Here is a 16,888-nt window from a genome sequence, read left to right on the forward strand (position 1 = left end):
ATGTCCTGCCGGACTTCAAGTCTTCCGCGGGCCTTCACCTCCGCGGCTGCGCCTCATTTTCCCCGAGAGAGCCCCCCTAATTTCCCCCGAGGGAGAGCCCCTCGTTTCCCCCAGGGCCCCTTCATTTTCCCCGCCGAAGGCGGGGATCTTGTCCATCCCTGAATGTAGTAGATATGCTACATCCCATCCTCGGAATACTACGGAGGGGTGGGGATGACGATAGGGGACGACATCGTGCTCGACGTTCGCGGCCTGCGGATGCGCTACGGCACGCGAGATGTCCTGCACGATGTGACCTTTCAGGCACACAGCGGCGAGGTGCTGATCCTGCTCGGGCCCAATGGCGCGGGTAAGACGACCACCATCGAGGTGCTGGAGGGTTTCCGAATGCGTTCCGCCGGTGAGGTGTCGGTCCTCGGCGCCGATCCGGCGCACGGGCGCGAGGACTGGCGGGCGCGCGTGGGCGTGGTGCTGCAGTCCTGGCGCGATCACGGCCGCTGGCGGGTCCGCGAACTACTCGCCCACCTGGGCGCCTACTACGCGCCGTATTCCACATCCGCCATCCGAAGGCCTTGGGACACAGACGAACTCATCGCCACCGTCGGCCTGACCGAGCAGAGCGACAAGAAGATCGCCATGCTCTCCGGCGGCCAGCGCCGCCGCCTCGATGTCGCGATCGGCATCGTCGGCCGCCCCGAACTGCTGTTCTTGGACGAGCCGACCGCCGGATTCGATCCACAGGCCCGCCGCGAATTCCACGATCTGATCCACCGCCTCGCCGACGACCAGCAAACCACCATCATGCTCACCACCCACGATCTGGACGAGGCCGAGAAACTCGCCGACCGCATCCTGATCCTCGCGGGCGGGCGCATCATCGCCGACGGTTCGGCCGACGAGCTGTCGCGCCGCATCAAGGGCGAGGCCGAGATCCGCTGGACCCGCGACGGCCAGCGCTTCGTCCACACCACAACCGAATCCACGAAATTCGTCTACGAGCTGTTTCAGCAGTACGGCGAACAGATCGGCGAGCTCGAGGTGCGCCGCGCCTCCCTGGAGGACACCTACATGACCCTGGTGCACCGCTTCGAATCCGGACAGGGCGATACCGATATCCGCGCCCTCGAGGAGGTGTCGGCCCGATGACTCCGATCGTGACGGCGGTCCGCTCGGGTGTGCTGCGCGGACTGATCGAGACGCGCCAGATGCACAGCAACGGCATGGATCTGTTCACCCAGTACTTCTGGCCGATCATCCTGCTTGTGACACTGTTCTTCATGCGCAACGGGCACTTTCAGGCCACGGGCATCGGATTGGGCTCACTCGCGCTGCCCGGCGCGCTGGGCATGCTGCTCGCCTCCAGCGGCCTACTCGGCATCTCACAGTTCCTGGCCGTGGACCGCGAGGACGGAACGCTGTTGCGGGCCAAGGCGACTCCCAACGGAATGGTCGGCTATCTGATCGGCAAGATCGTCTCGATCTCGACCACGGTGCTGCTGCAGTTCGTGATCGTGCTCACGCTCGGCGGAATCATCGTCGGCGGACTGGATGTGGGCCGGGTGAGCTCCTGGGTCACCATGATCTGGGTGTTCTTATTGGGCATGCTGGCGACGCTGCCGCTGGGCGCGGTGCTGGGCTCGCTGTTCGAGAGCCCGCGGACCGTCGGGTTCGTATCGTTTCCGATCATGGGTCTGTTCGCCATCTCGGGGATCTTCTATCCGATCACCTCGCTGCCCGGCTGGGTGCAGGTGCTCGCCGAGGTCTTTCCGATCTACTGGCTGGGGCTGGGCATGCGCGCGGCGCTGCTGCCGGACGCGGCCGCGGTCGTGGAGATCGGGCACTCCTGGCGGCTGTGGGAGACGTTCGGGGTGCTGAGCGCGTGGACCGTCGCGGGTCTGCTCATCGCGCCGATCGTGTTGCGCCGTATGGCCCGCCGGGAGTCCGGCTCGAGTGTGGCCGCCCGGCGCGAGAGGGCGATGCATCGTGCCTACTGAGGTCATCTACAACCGCATCGCGATGCTGCGCGCCGAGCGCGGCATCTCGCGGCGACAGTTGGCCGAGGCGCTCGGGGTGCACTATCAGACCGTCGGCTATCTCGAGCGCGGCGAGTACAGCCCGAGCCTGCATCTGGCGCTTCGGATTTCGGAATACTTCGAGGTGCCGATCGAAGTGATCTTCTCGGTCCGGCCGTTCCCGCGTTTGGGGTCGGACAGCGAGAGCGCCTGAGGTTCTACTTGCGAATCCCACGGATCAGCTCATAGACGGTGGCCGAACCGTCGACCTCGCGATTGGCCTCCACACCTCTACGCCAAACCCGCTGTGCCGCATGCGCGATGGTCGCGTCCACGCCGACCTCCTCGGCGGCGTCGATGACGTGCTGCGCCCCGGCGTCCATCATCCTGTAGCTCGCCAGATCGCCCCAGCCTCCGGCCTTCGCGCCGGTCGCGTACTCGGTCATGAAGAACGGGAACGCCTCGTTGGAGCGCAGCGCGTAGGGCAGGAACTGCTCGATATCGCTGCCCGAGTTCTCGATCAGCGCCAGCGCCTGCTGATAGCCGAGCATCCACGGATGGAAGATCGTGAGCAGGGCCTGGTAGAAGACCTGGGACAGACCGTCGTCCGCGCCCAGGTACTCCTGCGGGCTCAGCGGCCGCAGCAGTTCGGTGTGGGCGTCGAAGACCTCCTTCGGACCGCTGTAGAACAGGTAGGACGCCGGATGGGTGATGTTGTCACCGGCCGACATGAAGCCGCCGGAGATGAACTCCGCCCCGTGTGAGCGCACCCAGGCCGCGCCCTTGCGGGCGTTCTCCGGCGAATCCGAGGACAGATTCGCGATCACCTTGCCGGGTAGCCGGTCCACGACCGGGCCGAGCACGTCGTACATCGCGTCGTAGTGGGTGAGGCTGAGCACGATCACCTCGTTGGCGTCGAGCGCCTCGGCGAGGGTGGCGGCGCGGGTCGCGCCCAATTCGGCCATGGCCTCGGCCTTACCGGCACTGCGGTTCCAAACCGTTACCGCGACACCGGCTTCCAGGAAGGCCCGCACCATCGACTGTCCCATCGGCCCGAGGCCGACGACGGTGACGGATCGATGTTCTGACATGGTGTTGCTCCTCCGCGATTCGATCGTTTCCCTGCTGCACAGATATTCACCGCAGCTCAGGAGGCCTGCAATAACGCACTTTCGGATGTGGTTGCTTACCCTGAGGTACGAAATACGGTCAGGAGGGTTGCGGTGACGACGGGTAGTGGCGTGGATCACGAGGACGTATGCGGCATGTCGGTGGCCATCGATGTGGTCGGCGGTAAGTGGAAGCTGCATCTGATGTGGGTGCTGGCCGGCGAGCCGCAGCGGTTCGGGCAGATTCGCGCGCTGCTGAGCGGGGTGAGCGAGAAGGTGCTCACCGAGAATCTGCGCCATCTCGAGGCCGCGGGCGTGGTGCGGCGGGAGATCTATCCCGAGGTGCCGCCGCGGGTGGAGTATTCGCTGACCCCGATCGGCCAGGAGCTCAGCCGGGCGCTGCGGCCGCTGGAGGAGTGGGGCGATCGGCACCGCGACCATGTGCTCGGGCGCACGCTGACCGTGGTCTGAGGTCAGCCCGGCAGTTGTTCGCGCGCGATGCGGGCGCCGAGTTGTTCCAGCAGCGCGGCGGCGTCGGCCATCGAGCGCTTCGGATCGGGTTCCAGTTCGGACAGGGTGTAGCAGGCCGAGAATCCGGCTGCGCGCCACTGCTTTTCATCGAGTGAGCAGCGTCCGGCGACCGCCACGACGGGAATTCCCGCGGCCCGCGCCGCCTCGCACACGCCCATCGGGGCCTTACCGTGCAGGGTCTGTTCGTCGAGGGAGCCCTCACCGGTGACGACGAGATCGGCGCCGGCGATCCGGGCGTCGAAGTCGATCAGCTCCAGAATCACCCCGATTCCCGGCCGCACCACCGCGCCGAGCAGGGCCATGGCCCCGAATCCGGTCCCACCGGCCGCACCGGCGCCCGGCCGCTCGGCGATCGTGGGATCCACCACGCGCGCCCAATTGATCAGCGCCGCTTCGAGAATCGCGCGCTGGCTCGCATCGGCTCCCTTCTGTTCACCGAAAACGGCTGCCGCACCACGTATTCCGAGCAACGGATTGTCCACATCACTGGCGATCGTGACGACCGTCTCCCGCAGCGCCGGATGCAACCCCGACCTATCGATCCGCGCAGCCCGCGCGAGAGCTGCCCCGCCCCAAGGCAATTCACATCCGTCACCATCCAGAATCCGCAACCCCAACGCCTGCAACATCCCCGCCCCACCATCGGTGGACGCACTCCCCCCGAGCCCGAGCACGATCTCCCGCACCCCCGATTCGAGCGCATGCGCGATCACCTGCCCCAACCCATAGGTACTCGCCCCCATCGGATCCAACCGCCCCCCAGGCAATTTCCCCAACCCCACCACCGCGGCCAACTCGACCACAGCGGTCTTCCCAGCCACCGCATAAACCCCCTCCACCTCCTCCCCCGTAGGCCCCACCACCCCCACCCCGACCCGCTCCCACCCCGCCGCCACAAACGCCCCCACAGTCCCGTCCCCACCATCCGCAACCGGCATCCCCACCACCTCAACCCCCACCCGCCCCCGCCGAAACCCCACCCCCAAAGCAGCCACAACCTCCCCCGCCCCCAACGACCCCTTGAACTTGTCCGGCGCCACCACAACCCGCATCCCGCCATTGTCCATCCCCGGCGCTGACGCGCCGGGGAACAGGAAGGATGCGCGCCCGGGGAACAGGAAGGGTGCGCGCCCGGGGAACAGGAAGGGTGCGCGCCCAGGGAACAGGGAGGATGCGCGCCCAGGGAACAGGGAGGATGCGCGCCCAGGGAACAGGAAGGGGTGCGCCGGGGGACACGGGTGGGTTCTGTGCTCGGGTGGTGGGTCGGAGTTCCCAGCCGTGGGGCGGCGAGCCCTCGCGGGCACGGAAATTCGTGCTTTTCAGAGAGATCATCACCGGCAGTGGAAATAGCGCAGGCGGCCATGATCTCGCGTGCAGGGCTGTGCGTCAGGAGGGCGCGGGCAGCGGGTTTGCCGCTACCGGCTTCGGACCCGTATCGACGTCACCGGCCCGGTGGGAGTCCGTGAAGTTCGCGGGACTACGCGGGCAGCGGGTGGTCGGGTCAGTTCAACGGGGCCTGGTCGGCGTGGTCGGTGGTGGGCGCGCCGGTTTTGAAGTAGGTGAGGACGGCCTGGTCCAGAGGTGTGTTGCCGCGGGCGAAGGTGCCGTGGTCGCCGCCCTCCACCGTGATGAGGTGGCCGTGTAGGGCGGTGGTCATGGCTGGGCCGCCCTCGAATTGGGTCAGGGCGTCGTGGCGGCTTTGGAGGATGAGGGGCGGGGTGCGTAGGCCGTTGTCGGCGATGGGGACGGGGGTGGTCGCGGCGGGCCAGTCGTCGCAGGACACGCCGGAGCGGACCAGGTTGGCGCGGGCGTCCAGGGCGTTGCCGCCGGAGGCTATGGCCGCGGCCGCGGCGCCGATCAGTTCGGGGTGCGGGGGGACGGCGTTCTCGTTGCAGGTGATGGCGGAGAAGACGTTGCGGCCGGTCGGGTCGGTCGTGGCGACGCCTTCCAGAGCACGCATCAGCCGGGTGTCGCCGGGGTTGGCGGCCACATCGGCCATGGACTGGGCGAAACTCGGCCAAAAGGTGCGGGTGTAGGTGGCCACCGAGGTCGCGGCCAGCAGCGGGACCTGGGCCGAGACGCCGCCGGAAGCCAAGGTGCGCACCATGTTCTGCAACTGGCCGATCTGGTCGCGGCCGCCGTTGAATCCGTCGCGGGCGATATCGGCCAGCGGCTGCGGCAGATTCGCGGACATATCGGCGGTGGTCGCGGGCGGCGGGGTCAGATTGGCGTACCAGCCGCCGCCCTGCGCGACCACCAGCCGCACCCAGCTCTGATACACCGCCAGCGGCGTCGCGCCCAGGTGATAGTCGCCGTCGTGGGCCGCGATCCACGCGAACAGATCGTCGAGCCGCTGTTTACCGGCCATCTGCTGCTGCGCGAACTGCTCGGTCCACACCCAGGCCGGATTCACATTGGAGTCAAGCACCATTCGATCCACCCGCTGCGGAAACAGCGAGGCGTACACCGCGCCCAGATAGGTGCCATAGGAGATACCGAGAAAGTCGATACGTTCCAGACCGAGCGCCGCCCGCACCGCGTCCAGATCGCGCGCGGTGTTCTCGGTGGTGATGGTCCGCAGGTATCCGGGCTGGGCATTCTCACAGGAAGCGCGAGTGACCCCGCGCCCCTTACGCTCGGCGGAATCGCAATCCAGCGGCGTGGACCAGCGCATTCCACGCGGCTGCACCGCGATCCGGTCGTAATGGGCATTCAGCTCATCCGGTAATTCCGAGACATGCCGCGCCCAATAGTCGAGCGCGTCGGCGCCCGGACCGCCCGGATTGGCGAATATCGTTCCCCAGCGCTCGCCGGTGGCGCGAATACGGCTGACCGTCAGCTCGATTCGCGGCCCCGTCGGCGAGGTGTACTCGCGCGGCGCCGCGATCACCGCGCATTCCGCGCCACGCCCGGCCGTCACCGCGCCATCGGGACAGGCGCCGAACTTCGGCGCGGCCTCGGCATCGGCCACTCCGGTGAGCAGGTGGGCCGTCAGCAGCGCCGCGAAAACCCCTGCCGCCGAGCGGCTCGTCCGTCGTGTCACCATCCTCGACCGCCTTACCTTCGACCTACTGCATTCTGTTCACCTCAACCTCCGCAGACAACTCGAACGCGACAACCCGGGCCACTTACCCACAATCGGCAACCTTCAGGTTCTAGGCTCAGCGAGTGCCACAAGGCCTGACAGTCAGCAATAACACGGACCTCGACCGCTTCGAGTTGCACGTGGACGGCAATCTCGCCGGTATCGCGGAATATCAGGACACCGCCGGCGAGCGCGCCTTCGTGCACACCGAGATCTATCCCCAGTACGAAGGCCAAGGCTACGGCCGCAAACTCGTACAGGCGGCGCTGGACACCACCCGCGCCGACGCGTACGGGATTCTGCCGCTGTGTCCGATGGTCCGACATTTCGTCGAATCCCGGCCGGAATATCTCGCACTCGTCCCGCATTGGGCGCGAGAACGTTTCGGCTTGCCGAAATGAGCGAGCTTGCGAGCGCAATCATTGACACAGCGCGCACCGCGCATGTCGGCGCCGAGCGCAGCGAGGTGACGGCATGAGCGGTAATTGGACATATCTTGAGCGGCATAGGGGTTGTTCCGATGCGATGATGGCGGGGTGGCACGCGCAGACGAACACGGCGATCGCTCGCGACGCGAATTCCGGCACGAGGACCAGGTTGTCCGGCCCGGCACCCTGCTGATCTCTGCGACCGATCTGGTCGAGCCATCGTTTCGACGCACGGTCGTCTACATCGTCGAACACAATGACGCGGGCAGTCTGGGCGTGGTACTGAACCGCCCCAGCGACACCGCGGTCCACGATGTACTACCGCGCTGGGCCGAACTGGCCGCCCCACCGCGAGCCCTCTATCTGGGCGGACCGGTCAAACGGGATGCGGCCCTGTGTCTGGCCACCGTCCGCGTCGGCACCCCCATCGACCGCGTCTCCGGCCTGCGCCGGGTGGACGGCCGGGTGGCGCTGCTGGATCTGGACTCCGATCCCGATCAGATCGCGCCGCTGGTCGAGGGCATCCGCATCTTCGCCGGATATGCGGGCTGGACCTTCGGACAGCTCGAGGGCGAGCTCGAACGCGGCGACTGGATCGTGCTGTCGGCCCTGCCCACCGATCCCATCGCCGGGCGCACCGACCTGTGGGCCCAGGTGCTGCGCCGCCAGCCGTTACCGCTGTCGCTACTGGCCACACATCCGATCGAACTCGAACGTAACTGAATCTCGTATATACCTAGTGTGGGCACTATCTGGACAAACCCGCGTCGACTGATGCGGTGAGCGTATGGCCGGCTCATCACGGACACCCAGCGACGGGGCTGATACACAACCGTCCCGCGTCGGCCCGCCGATCCCCGACGGCGCCGACCCCGACTCGACACAGGCGCACCTGTTGCGGGTGCTCTACGACCAGCACGCGACGGCGCTGTGGCGCTACACCTACAGCCTCGTCGGGGATTCGGGCCGCGCCGAGGACATCGTGCAGGAGACCCTGCTGCGGGCGTGGCAGCGCCCGCACGTCCTCGACCAGTCCACCGCATCCGCCCGAGCGTGGCTGTTCACCGTGGCCCGAAATATGGCCGTCGACGAGCATCGCAGCGCCCGCAGCCGACGCGAGTTCCGCACCGACACCCCGCCCGAACAGACCAGTCCCGATCAGGCGGACCGCGCGCTGGACGGCTGGTTGATCGCCGACGCGCTGGCCCGGCTGAGCATCGACCACCGCGAGGTGATCGTGCGGGCCTACTACCGTGGGTTGACGACCCAGCAGATCGCCGCGGAGCTGGCCATTCCGGAGGGCACGGTGAAATCCCGGATGCACTACGGAATGCGCGCGCTCCGCTCCGCACTACAGGAAATGGGGGTGACGAGGTGACCGACGACGAGTACGCGACGTGGGATGCGCCGTATGTACTCGGTGCACTCGAACGGGCCGAACGGCTCGAGTACGAACAACATCTGACCGCCTGCCCCCACTGCCGCGCCGCGGTGGCGGAGTTGGCCGGAATACCCGGACTGCTCGGTCGGGTGGAGGCCGAGGTCGCGCTGGCGCTGGTGGATCCGATCCCGCGCCAACCGCTTCCGGCCCGGCTGACCGTGCCCGACATCATCGGCGACCACACCGCGAAAACCGACGGCCACCGCGGCCTCCCGGAGTCGCGAGTGGACGAACCGGCCGAGCCACCGGTCGATCTGCTGCCCCGCTTGGCCGAACGCACCCGCGGACAACGCCGCCGCGGCCGATGGGCGGCCGTCGGCGCGGCGGTGGCGACCGCGGCGGCCGCGGTGGCGATCGCGATTCCGATCACCGCGACGGTGGCCCAGCGCGACGCCCCGCCCGCGGCGACCCAGGTGGTGGCGGAGCGACAGCTCGAACCCGTTGCGGCGACCCCGGTTTCGGCGAGTGTCAAGCTGCTCGACGCGGACGGGCGGGCGACGGTGGAGATGTCGTGCCGGTACCCGGCGGGCGAGCAGTCGTATCGGACCGAGTTCGAACTCTGGCTGACCTCGCGCACGGGCACCGCGGCGAAACTCATGGGCTGGTCGGCCGGACCGGGCGAGGCGCTGACCATGACACGGACCACCGATCTGCCGCCCGATCAGATCGCCTCGCTCGAGGTGCGCACCGGCGGGGCGACGGTGCTGCGGTCGGCGATCTGAGTCAGAGCAGCGCCAGCCCCACGCACAGCCCGGCGATCGCGGTGGCCTGCAGGCCGATCCGATAGCCCAGGATGCTGTCCCATTTGTCCTGCAGTGCACGGGCATTCGGCGGAATGACGCCGGTGCGGGCGGCCTCGGTCTGGGCGGTGTTGATCGGCTTGGCCACGCGCAGATAGAACGCCATCCAGGTGATCAGGGCGAGCACCGTGACTCCCAGGGCGACGGCCGCGCCCGCCTGTCCCGCGATCAGCGCGGCCACCAGTGCCAGCACCGCGGTGATCGCGCCACCCGCGCCGGCGAACGGCATCCGGCGGTCGCCGTAGTAATGCCCCCAACCGGCCGACACCGTCACGGTCGCGTCGTCGAGACGTTTGTAGACCGACCGCATGATCAATCCGGCGCAGGCGTCGGTGCCGTAGATGATGCCGTTGCCGAGGACGGCGAGGACAGCGAGAACCTGTGCGGCCGTGGTGAACATCTGCATTCTCCTACTCGAAATCTAGCATTGCTAGCTTGTAGAGCAAGACTAGCAGCGCTAGGCGAGTGTTGTCGAGACTGCTCAGTTCCGCGGTTCACGCACGGTCAGCGACCGCAGGCCGAGGGATTCGGGCATCGAATCGCCCAGGGCGGCGCGCACCGCGGCGTCGGCGGCCGGATCGCCCACCGCGATACGCGCACTGCCGTCGGGATAGCCCTTGGCGACGATGCCGGCGCGCGTCAGCGCGTCCACGATGCCGGGGCCCGGCAGGTAGAGAAAGTTGGCGCGACTGCGGGGCACGCGAAGGCCGTTGCGCCGCAGGGTGGTTCGCAGGATCTCCCGTCCGGCTGTGATGCGCAGGACACGCTCGGCCAGTTCGGCCTCGGCCGCGTAGGAGGCGGCCACGGCCGCGACCGACGCCTCCGGAATCCCGAACGGCAGCTGCAGACCGCGCACCCGCGCCACCAGCTCCGCCGCGCCGAAGGCATAGCCGATCCGCAGCCCCGCCAGGCCGTACGCCTTGGAAAAGGTGCGCAGCACCAACAGGTTCGGATAGCGATCGATGAGTTCGAGCTGATCGAGAGCGTCTGTCGCACCGAGGAATTCGACATACGCCTCGTCCAGGACCACCGGCACATGCCGCGGAATCCCGAACAGGAACGCCTTCAGCTCACTGGCCGCCACGACGGTGCCTGTGGGATTGTGGGGGCGGCACACCACGACCAGGCCGGTGCGCTCGTCCACCGCACGCGCCATCGCCCACAGATCCTGCCATCCCGACGAATCCAGCGGCACCGCAACGGCTTCCAGTCCGGCCATCCCAGCCATGATCGGATATCCGTCGAAGGTCGGCGCTGCGAATACCACACGCTGTCCCGGCGCGGTCAGCGCCTGCATGATCTGCAGTACGACGCCCGTCGCCCCGGAGCCGACCACCACCTGATCGGCCCGCGCCCCGAGATGCTCCGCGATCAGGTTCGGCAGCCGTCGCGGCAGAAATTCCGGATAGCGATTGGCGCGCCGCAGCGCGCTCTGCACCGCCTCGAGCACCGAAGGCAAAGGCGGAAAGGGATTCTCGCTCAGCGACAGGTCGTAGCGCACGGCCCCCGACGGCGACCACGGCATCGTATCGCGGCCCGGCCGGGTGGCCGATCGGCTCATACCGTCGCTCCCCAGCGCACGGCCGCGGCCCCCGCGAAATCACCGGCGTGGGCGAAGGCCGCCATCAGTACGACCGAACCGGGCCGCAGCCGTCCCGCTCGATTCTCGATGTCGAGGGTGACCGGAATGCCCGCGGCGAACAGATTTCCGCAGCGATCGAAGGTGTCGGGATGGCGTTCGGCGGGCAGTTCCAGTGCGTCGTGCCAGTTGCGCAGGAACAGCCGATTGGGCTGATTGGTGACGAAGGTGTCGATATCGCGGCCCTTCACCCCGATACGATCGCAGACCGCCAACGCCACCTCGGGCACCAGCCGATTGCCGCGCGCGAACACCTTGGTGATCTTCGATTCACTGAAACTCACACAACCCTGCCCCTCGCCGGGCTCCCAGTACTTGCGGTCGGATCCGGTCCCGAAATCCATATCACCCGCGAATTCCGGATAGGTCCGGCATTCGATATCGAGGATCGGGGCCCGATCGTCCTTCAGCAGCAGTCCGACACCGCAGCCGTCACCGGGCACCGGCGCCTGCGCCAGCCCGCGAATGTCGGTCTGGGTGAACACCGGACCGGCGGTGTTCTGGGTGACCGCGATCAGAGCGCTGCGAGCCTCGGTGGTCCGCAGGATCATTCTGGCCAGCTGCATCATGTGCACGAAGGCGGCGCAACCGCCGTTGTGCACGTCGAACACCCAATTCGGCCGCATCCCCAGCCGCCGCGCCACCTCGGGCCCGCAGCCCATCACCGGATTGGTGGGCAGCTGGGTATGGGTGAGCAATACGTCTATATTCGAAAGCAGTTCGACACCATGGCGTTCCACCAGCGGCGCGACCGCGCGCTCGACCATATCGACCGCCGTCTCGTCGCGGTCGACGTGATGGCGCGCCTTGGGCGCGCGGAACATCACGTTCTTGGCCATCCGCTCGGAGCGGGAGAATTGCGTGAAGTACTCGGTCCCCACCGGTTCGCCGGGCAGATAGCTGGCCACATCGACCAGGCTGACCGCAGCCCCGGAATCCTCGAAATCCATTGTCTTCTCACTTCATCCAGTCGGGCTTGATCGGCAGGCCGTGCGCGGCACGGTATTCGCAGATCGCCTTGAGATTGTCCATTTCCAATTGATGTCCCGCCGAGAACATCTCCCAGAAGTCCCCGACCCAGACCGGTCGCTTCGGCGGTGCGGCCTCCGGATAGGGATTCTCGTCGTAGAACGGGTGACGGCAATTGACCCACAGCACAACCGAACCCGGCTTGTTGAATACCAACTGCGCGTCGACGACTCGCAGCAGATAGATCATCCACAGGTGTTCGCCCTGGTCCCAGGCGCAGTGGTAATCCACGGTCAGGGCATCGGGATTGGCGACCGTGCGGGTGTAGATCTTGGTATCCGGGCCGAGGCGGTCCGCGGCCAGCCACAGTCCCGGCTCATCGGTCTCGACGAATCCGCGCAGGCTGTAGGTCCATTCCTCGAGGCTGCGGGTGTCGGCCAGGTATTCGTACACCGCACGCGGCGGCGCGGCGATATAGGACTGCACCGGGCAGAACTCGCCGAAGATCTGATCGTGTGGATACACCGATCGCAGCATGTCCATGATGATCGGCGTGGTCGTCTCCCGATCGGAATTCTCGATGCGCAGCACACCGGGTATCACGCTCTCCGGAATATCGCTGAGCGCGGGCAGGGCGCTGGTGGTCACGAAATGCCTCCTCTAGGCCGACAGAAACGGTGTGAACGGCGGAATCTCGTCCGGATCGCAGTCGATCGAAATGAACGAGGGCCCCGCGGCGCGGATGCAATGCCGGACGACGTCGGCCAGCTCGCCCGTCCCGGTGGGCGAATACGCGGGCAGTTCCGGGAACATCGCGGCCACCCCTTCGCCGGGCCGGGCGGGGTGAAAGCGATTGAAGCTGTAGCGATTTCCGTAGTAGAGCTGTTCGCGGGTGAGGCACATGGCGTGCGCGTTGTTGTTGAACACTACGAACGTCACCGGCAGTCCGTACTCGATCGCGGTGTGCACCTCCATGCCGTGCATGAAGAACGCGCCGTCACCGGCGATCACGAAGGTGCGCCGCGCACGCGCGAAACTCGAACCGATTCCCGCGCCGAACGCATAACCCATACCGCCCATCCCGAGCGCGACGGTGAAGCGCCCCTCGCGCGGTACGCGCAGATGATGCACCACGGCCGCGCCGGTATTACCCGCGTCGGCGAATACATCGGTGCCGGGTTCCATTGCCGCGCCGAGGGTTTCGACAATATCGCGATAGCGCAACCCCGGGCCGCTCGATACGGGGACCGGCAACGGGGTCGGGGCGGGTCGCGACACGGCGATCGGCGGCTCACCACCGCCCAGTTCCTCGGCAAGCGCACCGAGGGTGGCGGCCAGATCGGTGGTGGTGGCGTGGACGGATGGCGCATACGGCGGTTCGGCCCCGACACTGGCCAGCGTCGTACCGTCGAGCGCCTCGTCCAGGCCCGCACGGGCGGTGAGTGGCAGCCGCGTGCCGATCAGCAGGCACAGGGCCGCACCGCGCACCGCGTCGACGAGTTCGGGGTGGCCCATGGTTCCGGCCACCCCGCAGAATCCGGGTTCGTCCTGGTGGTAGACGTCCTTGGCGTCCGGGGCCACACCGACCGCGGCGTCCAGGGCAGCCGCCAAGCGCCGCAGTTCGATCCTGGCGTCGTCGCGGGCCACCTGGTCGCCCGCGATGATCGTGATCTTGCCGCGGATGCGCGCCGCGCGCAGTTCGGCGCGGATTCGGGCGAAACCCGTGGCGTCGAAACGCGATTCGCGAGGAGTGGGCCGGAACGCCGCGGCCGCCAGCGGGGCCTGCTGGACATCCTTGGGCAGCAGCAGCACCGCTGGCCCACCGCGCCGGGCCGCGCGCACCGCGCGCTCGAGATGTTCCGGCAGTTGCGTCGGGTCGCACACCCTGGCGCAATAGTGCGAGATCTGCTCGAAAACCCTTGCGGCGTCGAAGGTTCCGGCCATTCCGCTGGTGTCCTGAAATGCGCCCCGGCCCTCCAGCGCGGTCGGCGGCTGGCCGACCAGCGCCAGGACCGGAACCCGGGAGATGAACGATTCGGCAAGTCCCGCAACCAGATTCATTGCGCCGCCGCCCGACGTCGCGGCCACCACACCGAATCCGGCGGTGGAACGGGCGTATCCGTCGGCCATGGCCGCCGCCGCGAACTCGTGCTTGGCGACCACACCCGTCACATGCGGGGAGGCGAAGATCGCGTCGTAGAGGTCCTCGATATTGGCGCCGTCGACGCCGAAGATGTGCCGGACTCCGAGATCCGATACGGCCCGCACCAGATAATCCACCGCGCGTGCTGACATCCGCGCTCCTTCCTTGCCGGTCACGCGGGCGACGCGCATCCGGATGCCCCCGATATCAGGGGCGGATGTGGTCACTCGTACCTCGGAATACGAAGCAGCCGACCCCTTCGGTTCACCCGATTTCAACTACCCCTTGCCATGTACGTATACGTCTACATATAGTGGAGCCATGCCCAACAAGACCGTTTACGTATCCGACGACGACCTACCCCTCTTCCAGCGGGCGCAGGAGTTGGTCGGCGGCAATCTGTCCGGGGCGATCGTCACGGCCCTGCGCCGGTTCATCGAACTGGAGGAGGGACGGCAGGAGGGCTATGACGAGGTGGTCGTCCGGGTCGGCCGCAATGGCGCCCGGCAGGTCCGATTCTCCGGCGCGCTGCTCGGCGAGTGGCGCGACATCAACGACAAGGCCTGGCAGTACATCCGCGTGTACCGCAGTCGCAAGGGCAAATTCGTCCTGCACAGCCAGGTCTCCGATTGGTCGGAGTATCCGACGCAGACCCACAAGAACTGGATCAAGGAGCTCACCGACTGGCGGCGCATGCTCGGCGTCGGCGATCCGGACTGGGGTGATTTCAGCCTCGACCTGTTCGATTCGGTGACCGAACTACAGGGCCGCATTCCCGACAGCCTCTACGCCCGGGTGCTCGACCTCGCCGAACATCCGCAGATCGAGGATCTCGACATCTGATCGGAGGCCGCGCGTCGCGGCCCCCGCACAACCGAACAGCGCAGTACGACCTTGACCGCGGCCAGCCAGCGGTCACGGCTCAGATGACGCATGCATAAATAGCTATTCATTGATGAGAGGAACAACATGTCCACCCCCATCCCCGCAGCGGCCATATCGGTCACCGGCCTGCGAAAATCCTTCGGCGATCACGTCGTACTCGACGGCATCGACCTGTCCGTCCCGCGGGGGACGATCTTCTCGCTACTGGGCCCCAATGGCGCGGGCAAGACCACGACGGTGCAGATCCTGTCGACGCTGCTGCGTGCCGACGGCGGCGATATTCGGGTCGGCGGCCACGACGTCACCGCCGATCCGGACGCGGTCCGCGCGACGATCGGTGTCACCGGCCAGTTCTCGGCGGTCGACGAACTGCTCACCGGCCGCGAGAACCTGATTCTGATGGGCGATCTGCATCATCTGCCGCGCTCGGAGAGCCGTCGGCTCGCCGATGAGCTGCTCGGTCGATTCGATCTGCTCGAGGCCGCCGACAAGATCGCCAGCAGCTACTCCGGCGGTATGACCAGGCGACTGGACCTGGCCATGACCCTGGTCGGCAGCCCGCACATCATCTTCCTCGACGAGCCGACCGTCGGACTCGATCCGCGCAGCCGACGGGTGGTCTGGGATATCGTGCGCGGCTTGGCCGCCGCTGGCGTCACCATCTTCCTCACCACGCAGTACCTCGAGGAGGCCGACGAGCTCGCGCATCGCCTCGCCGTACTCGACCACGGTCGCCTCGTCGCCGAGGGCACGCCCGATCAGCTCAAACGTCTGGTGCCGGGCGGACATATCCGGCTCACGCTGGCCGATCGCCACGGCCTCGACATCGCGACCGATCTGCTCGGCGGCGTCGCGCAGACCGAGGACCTCACCCTCGCGGTACCCAGCGACGGATCCGTGAAATCGCTTCGCTCCCTACTTGATCGGCTCGACGCCGCCGGTATCGAGCCCGAGGGACTGGTGGTGCACACCCCCGACCTCGACGACGTCTTCCTCAGCCTCACCGGCCAATCCGTTCCCGAGAAGGAATCCACACGATGAGCGTCATGACCGACTCCCTGGTCGACACCCGGACCATGCTGCGCCGAAATCTGGTGCACGCCAAGCGCTATCCCGGTATGACCGGCTATCTGGTGATCATGCCGGTCGCCATGCTGCTGCTGTTCAACTACGTATTCGGCGGCGCGCTGAGCAAGAGCGTCGGCGGCAAGTACATCGACTACATCACTCCCGGTCTGCTGCTGATCGTTCCGGCCATGCTGGTCGTCACGGTCGCGGTCGCGATCGCCACCGATATGACGAAGGGTTTCGTCAACCGGTTCCGGGCCATGCCGGTGGCGCATTCGTCGTTTCTCAGCGGTCAGGTGTTCGGCACCATGATCCAGGGCCTGCTGGGTTTGATCCTGACCTTCGGTGTGGCGATGCTGATCGGGTTCCGGCCGCACGCGAACCTGCTCGAGTGGCTGGCCGCGTTCGGACTGATCGCACTGCTGCTGTTCGGCCTGTGCTGGTTGGGCGCGGGCTTCGGAATGGCGGCGGCCTCGCCCGAGGCCGCCAGCAATACGCCCTCGATCATCCTGTACCTGCCCATGCTCGGCAGCGGTCTGGTGCCGACCGACACCATGCCGACCGGGGTGCGGCAGTTCGCCGAATATCAGCCCTTCACACCGATCACCGAAACCCTGCGCGGTCTGCTGATGGGCACCGAGATCGGCAACAACGCGATCATCGCCGTCGCCTGGTGCGTCGCCTTCGCGGTGGTCGGTTACCTGTGGTCGACCAGGCAGTTCCGGCGCAAGGCCGACCAGTAATACGAAGCGGTTCTCGTTCGTTCCGCGACCTCCGA

Annotated in this window: 19 protein-coding genes; 11 read left to right on the top strand and 8 right to left on the bottom strand. The window is 67.1% G+C overall.

The features are described from left to right. Window positions 1-213 precede the first annotated feature (213 nt). Genes NP4_RS24870 through NP4_RS24880 form a run of 3 tightly spaced genes read left to right on the top strand, consistent with a single transcriptional unit; the run spans window position 214 to window position 2,226 of the window. A complete protein-coding gene (locus tag NP4_RS24870; protein ID WP_068002379.1) occupies window positions 214-1,146 on the top strand; it encodes an ABC transporter ATP-binding protein in 933 nt (310 codons plus the stop codon). After that, window positions 1,143-1,994 (top strand): ABC transporter permease, encoded by an 852-nt coding sequence (locus NP4_RS24875; RefSeq protein WP_068002383.1) that lies wholly within the window; start codon window positions 1,143-1,145, stop codon window positions 1,992-1,994. Before NP4_RS24870 ends, NP4_RS24875 begins: the two co-directional genes overlap by 4 nt. Then, complete coding sequence (locus NP4_RS24880; RefSeq protein ID WP_245998441.1) at window positions 1,984-2,226, top strand: helix-turn-helix transcriptional regulator; 243 nt, start codon at window positions 1,984-1,986, stop codon at window positions 2,224-2,226. The genes NP4_RS24875 and NP4_RS24880 overlap by 11 nt, the downstream gene beginning before the upstream one ends. Window positions 2,227-2,230: 4 nt before the next feature. On the opposite strand, the gene NP4_RS24885 is transcribed toward NP4_RS24880, so the two are convergent. Then, window positions 2,231-3,103: an NAD(P)-dependent oxidoreductase gene (locus tag NP4_RS24885; RefSeq protein ID WP_068002385.1), complete on the bottom strand. Its 873-nt coding sequence runs from the start codon at window positions 3,101-3,103 to the stop codon at window positions 2,231-2,233. Between the two features lie 132 nt (window positions 3,104-3,235). Here NP4_RS24885 and NP4_RS24890 point away from each other — a divergent pair, with 132 nt between their 5' ends. Continuing rightward, a complete protein-coding gene (locus NP4_RS24890; RefSeq protein ID WP_068002388.1) occupies window positions 3,236-3,592 on the top strand; it encodes a winged helix-turn-helix transcriptional regulator in 357 nt (118 codons plus the stop codon). Window positions 3,593-3,594: 2 nt separating this feature from the next. Here the strand turns inward: NP4_RS24890 and NP4_RS24895 are convergent, their stop codons facing one another. Further along, on the bottom strand, window positions 3,595-4,704 hold the full coding sequence (locus tag NP4_RS24895; protein ID WP_068002532.1) for a glycerate kinase: 1,110 nt from the start codon (window positions 4,702-4,704) through the stop codon (window positions 3,595-3,597). Between the two features lie 449 nt (window positions 4,705-5,153). Beyond that, window positions 5,154-6,698: an alpha/beta fold hydrolase gene (locus tag NP4_RS24900; RefSeq protein WP_068002391.1), complete on the bottom strand. Its 1,545-nt coding sequence runs from the start codon at window positions 6,696-6,698 to the stop codon at window positions 5,154-5,156. Between the two features lie 122 nt (window positions 6,699-6,820). Between NP4_RS24900 and NP4_RS24905 the strand changes: the two genes are divergently transcribed. The 4 genes from NP4_RS24905 (at window position 6,821) to NP4_RS24920 (ending at window position 9,328) form a co-directional block, all read left to right on the top strand. Next, window positions 6,821-7,138 (top strand): GNAT family N-acetyltransferase, encoded by a 318-nt coding sequence (locus NP4_RS24905; protein ID WP_068002394.1) that lies wholly within the window; start codon window positions 6,821-6,823, stop codon window positions 7,136-7,138. A 135-nt stretch (window positions 7,139-7,273) separates the two neighbouring features. After that, complete coding sequence (locus NP4_RS24910; RefSeq protein ID WP_068002396.1) at window positions 7,274-7,888, top strand: YqgE/AlgH family protein; 615 nt, start codon at window positions 7,274-7,276, stop codon at window positions 7,886-7,888. Window positions 7,889-7,952: 64 nt separating this feature from the next. After that, window positions 7,953-8,543 (top strand): sigma-70 family RNA polymerase sigma factor, encoded by a 591-nt coding sequence (locus NP4_RS24915; RefSeq protein ID WP_082876201.1) that lies wholly within the window; start codon window positions 7,953-7,955, stop codon window positions 8,541-8,543. Beyond that, on the top strand, window positions 8,540-9,328 hold the full coding sequence (locus NP4_RS24920) for an anti-sigma factor family protein (protein ID WP_068002399.1): 789 nt from the start codon (window positions 8,540-8,542) through the stop codon (window positions 9,326-9,328). The genes NP4_RS24915 and NP4_RS24920 overlap by 4 nt, the downstream gene beginning before the upstream one ends. Window position 9,329: 1 nt before the next feature. On the opposite strand, the gene NP4_RS24925 is transcribed toward NP4_RS24920, so the two are convergent. The 5 genes from NP4_RS24925 to NP4_RS24945 form a co-directional block, all read right to left on the bottom strand. After that, complete coding sequence (locus tag NP4_RS24925) at window positions 9,330-9,806, bottom strand: DUF1772 domain-containing protein (RefSeq protein WP_068002537.1); 477 nt, start codon at window positions 9,804-9,806, stop codon at window positions 9,330-9,332. Between the two features lie 81 nt (window positions 9,807-9,887). Then, window positions 9,888-10,967 (bottom strand): aminotransferase class I/II-fold pyridoxal phosphate-dependent enzyme, encoded by a 1,080-nt coding sequence (locus tag NP4_RS24930; RefSeq protein WP_245998434.1) that lies wholly within the window; start codon window positions 10,965-10,967, stop codon window positions 9,888-9,890. Next, on the bottom strand, window positions 10,964-11,995 hold the full coding sequence (locus NP4_RS24935; RefSeq protein WP_068002402.1) for a 3-oxoacyl-ACP synthase III family protein: 1,032 nt from the start codon (window positions 11,993-11,995) through the stop codon (window positions 10,964-10,966). The genes NP4_RS24930 and NP4_RS24935 overlap by 4 nt, the downstream gene beginning before the upstream one ends. Window positions 11,996-12,002: 7 nt before the next feature. Continuing rightward, window positions 12,003-12,662, bottom strand: a complete 660-nt coding sequence (locus NP4_RS24940; protein ID WP_068002405.1) for a hypothetical protein — start codon at window positions 12,660-12,662, stop codon at window positions 12,003-12,005. 12 nt (window positions 12,663-12,674) lie between these two features. Then, on the bottom strand, window positions 12,675-14,309 hold the full coding sequence (locus tag NP4_RS24945) for a thiamine pyrophosphate-binding protein (RefSeq protein WP_068002543.1): 1,635 nt from the start codon (window positions 14,307-14,309) through the stop codon (window positions 12,675-12,677). A 169-nt stretch (window positions 14,310-14,478) separates the two neighbouring features. Between NP4_RS24945 and NP4_RS24950 the strand changes: the two genes are divergently transcribed. From NP4_RS24950 to NP4_RS24960, 3 genes are all read left to right on the top strand, one after another. After that, window positions 14,479-15,000, top strand: a complete 522-nt coding sequence (locus NP4_RS24950; protein WP_068002408.1) for an EXLDI protein — start codon at window positions 14,479-14,481, stop codon at window positions 14,998-15,000. A 126-nt stretch (window positions 15,001-15,126) separates the two neighbouring features. Next, window positions 15,127-16,083 carry an ATP-binding cassette domain-containing protein gene (locus NP4_RS24955; protein ID WP_068002411.1) on the top strand — a complete coding sequence of 319 codons (957 nt, stop codon included), beginning with the start codon at window positions 15,127-15,129 and terminating at the stop codon, window positions 16,081-16,083. Between the two features lie 5 nt (window positions 16,084-16,088). Continuing rightward, entirely contained in the window at window positions 16,089-16,853 is a 765-nt protein-coding gene (locus NP4_RS24960) for an ABC transporter permease (RefSeq protein WP_307597754.1), read from the top strand. Window positions 16,854-16,888 lie beyond the last annotated feature (35 nt).

The sequence above is a fragment of the Nocardia pseudobrasiliensis NBRC 108224 genome (assembly GCF_001613105.1).
Classification (GTDB): domain Bacteria; phylum Actinomycetota; class Actinomycetes; order Mycobacteriales; family Mycobacteriaceae; genus Nocardia; species Nocardia pseudobrasiliensis.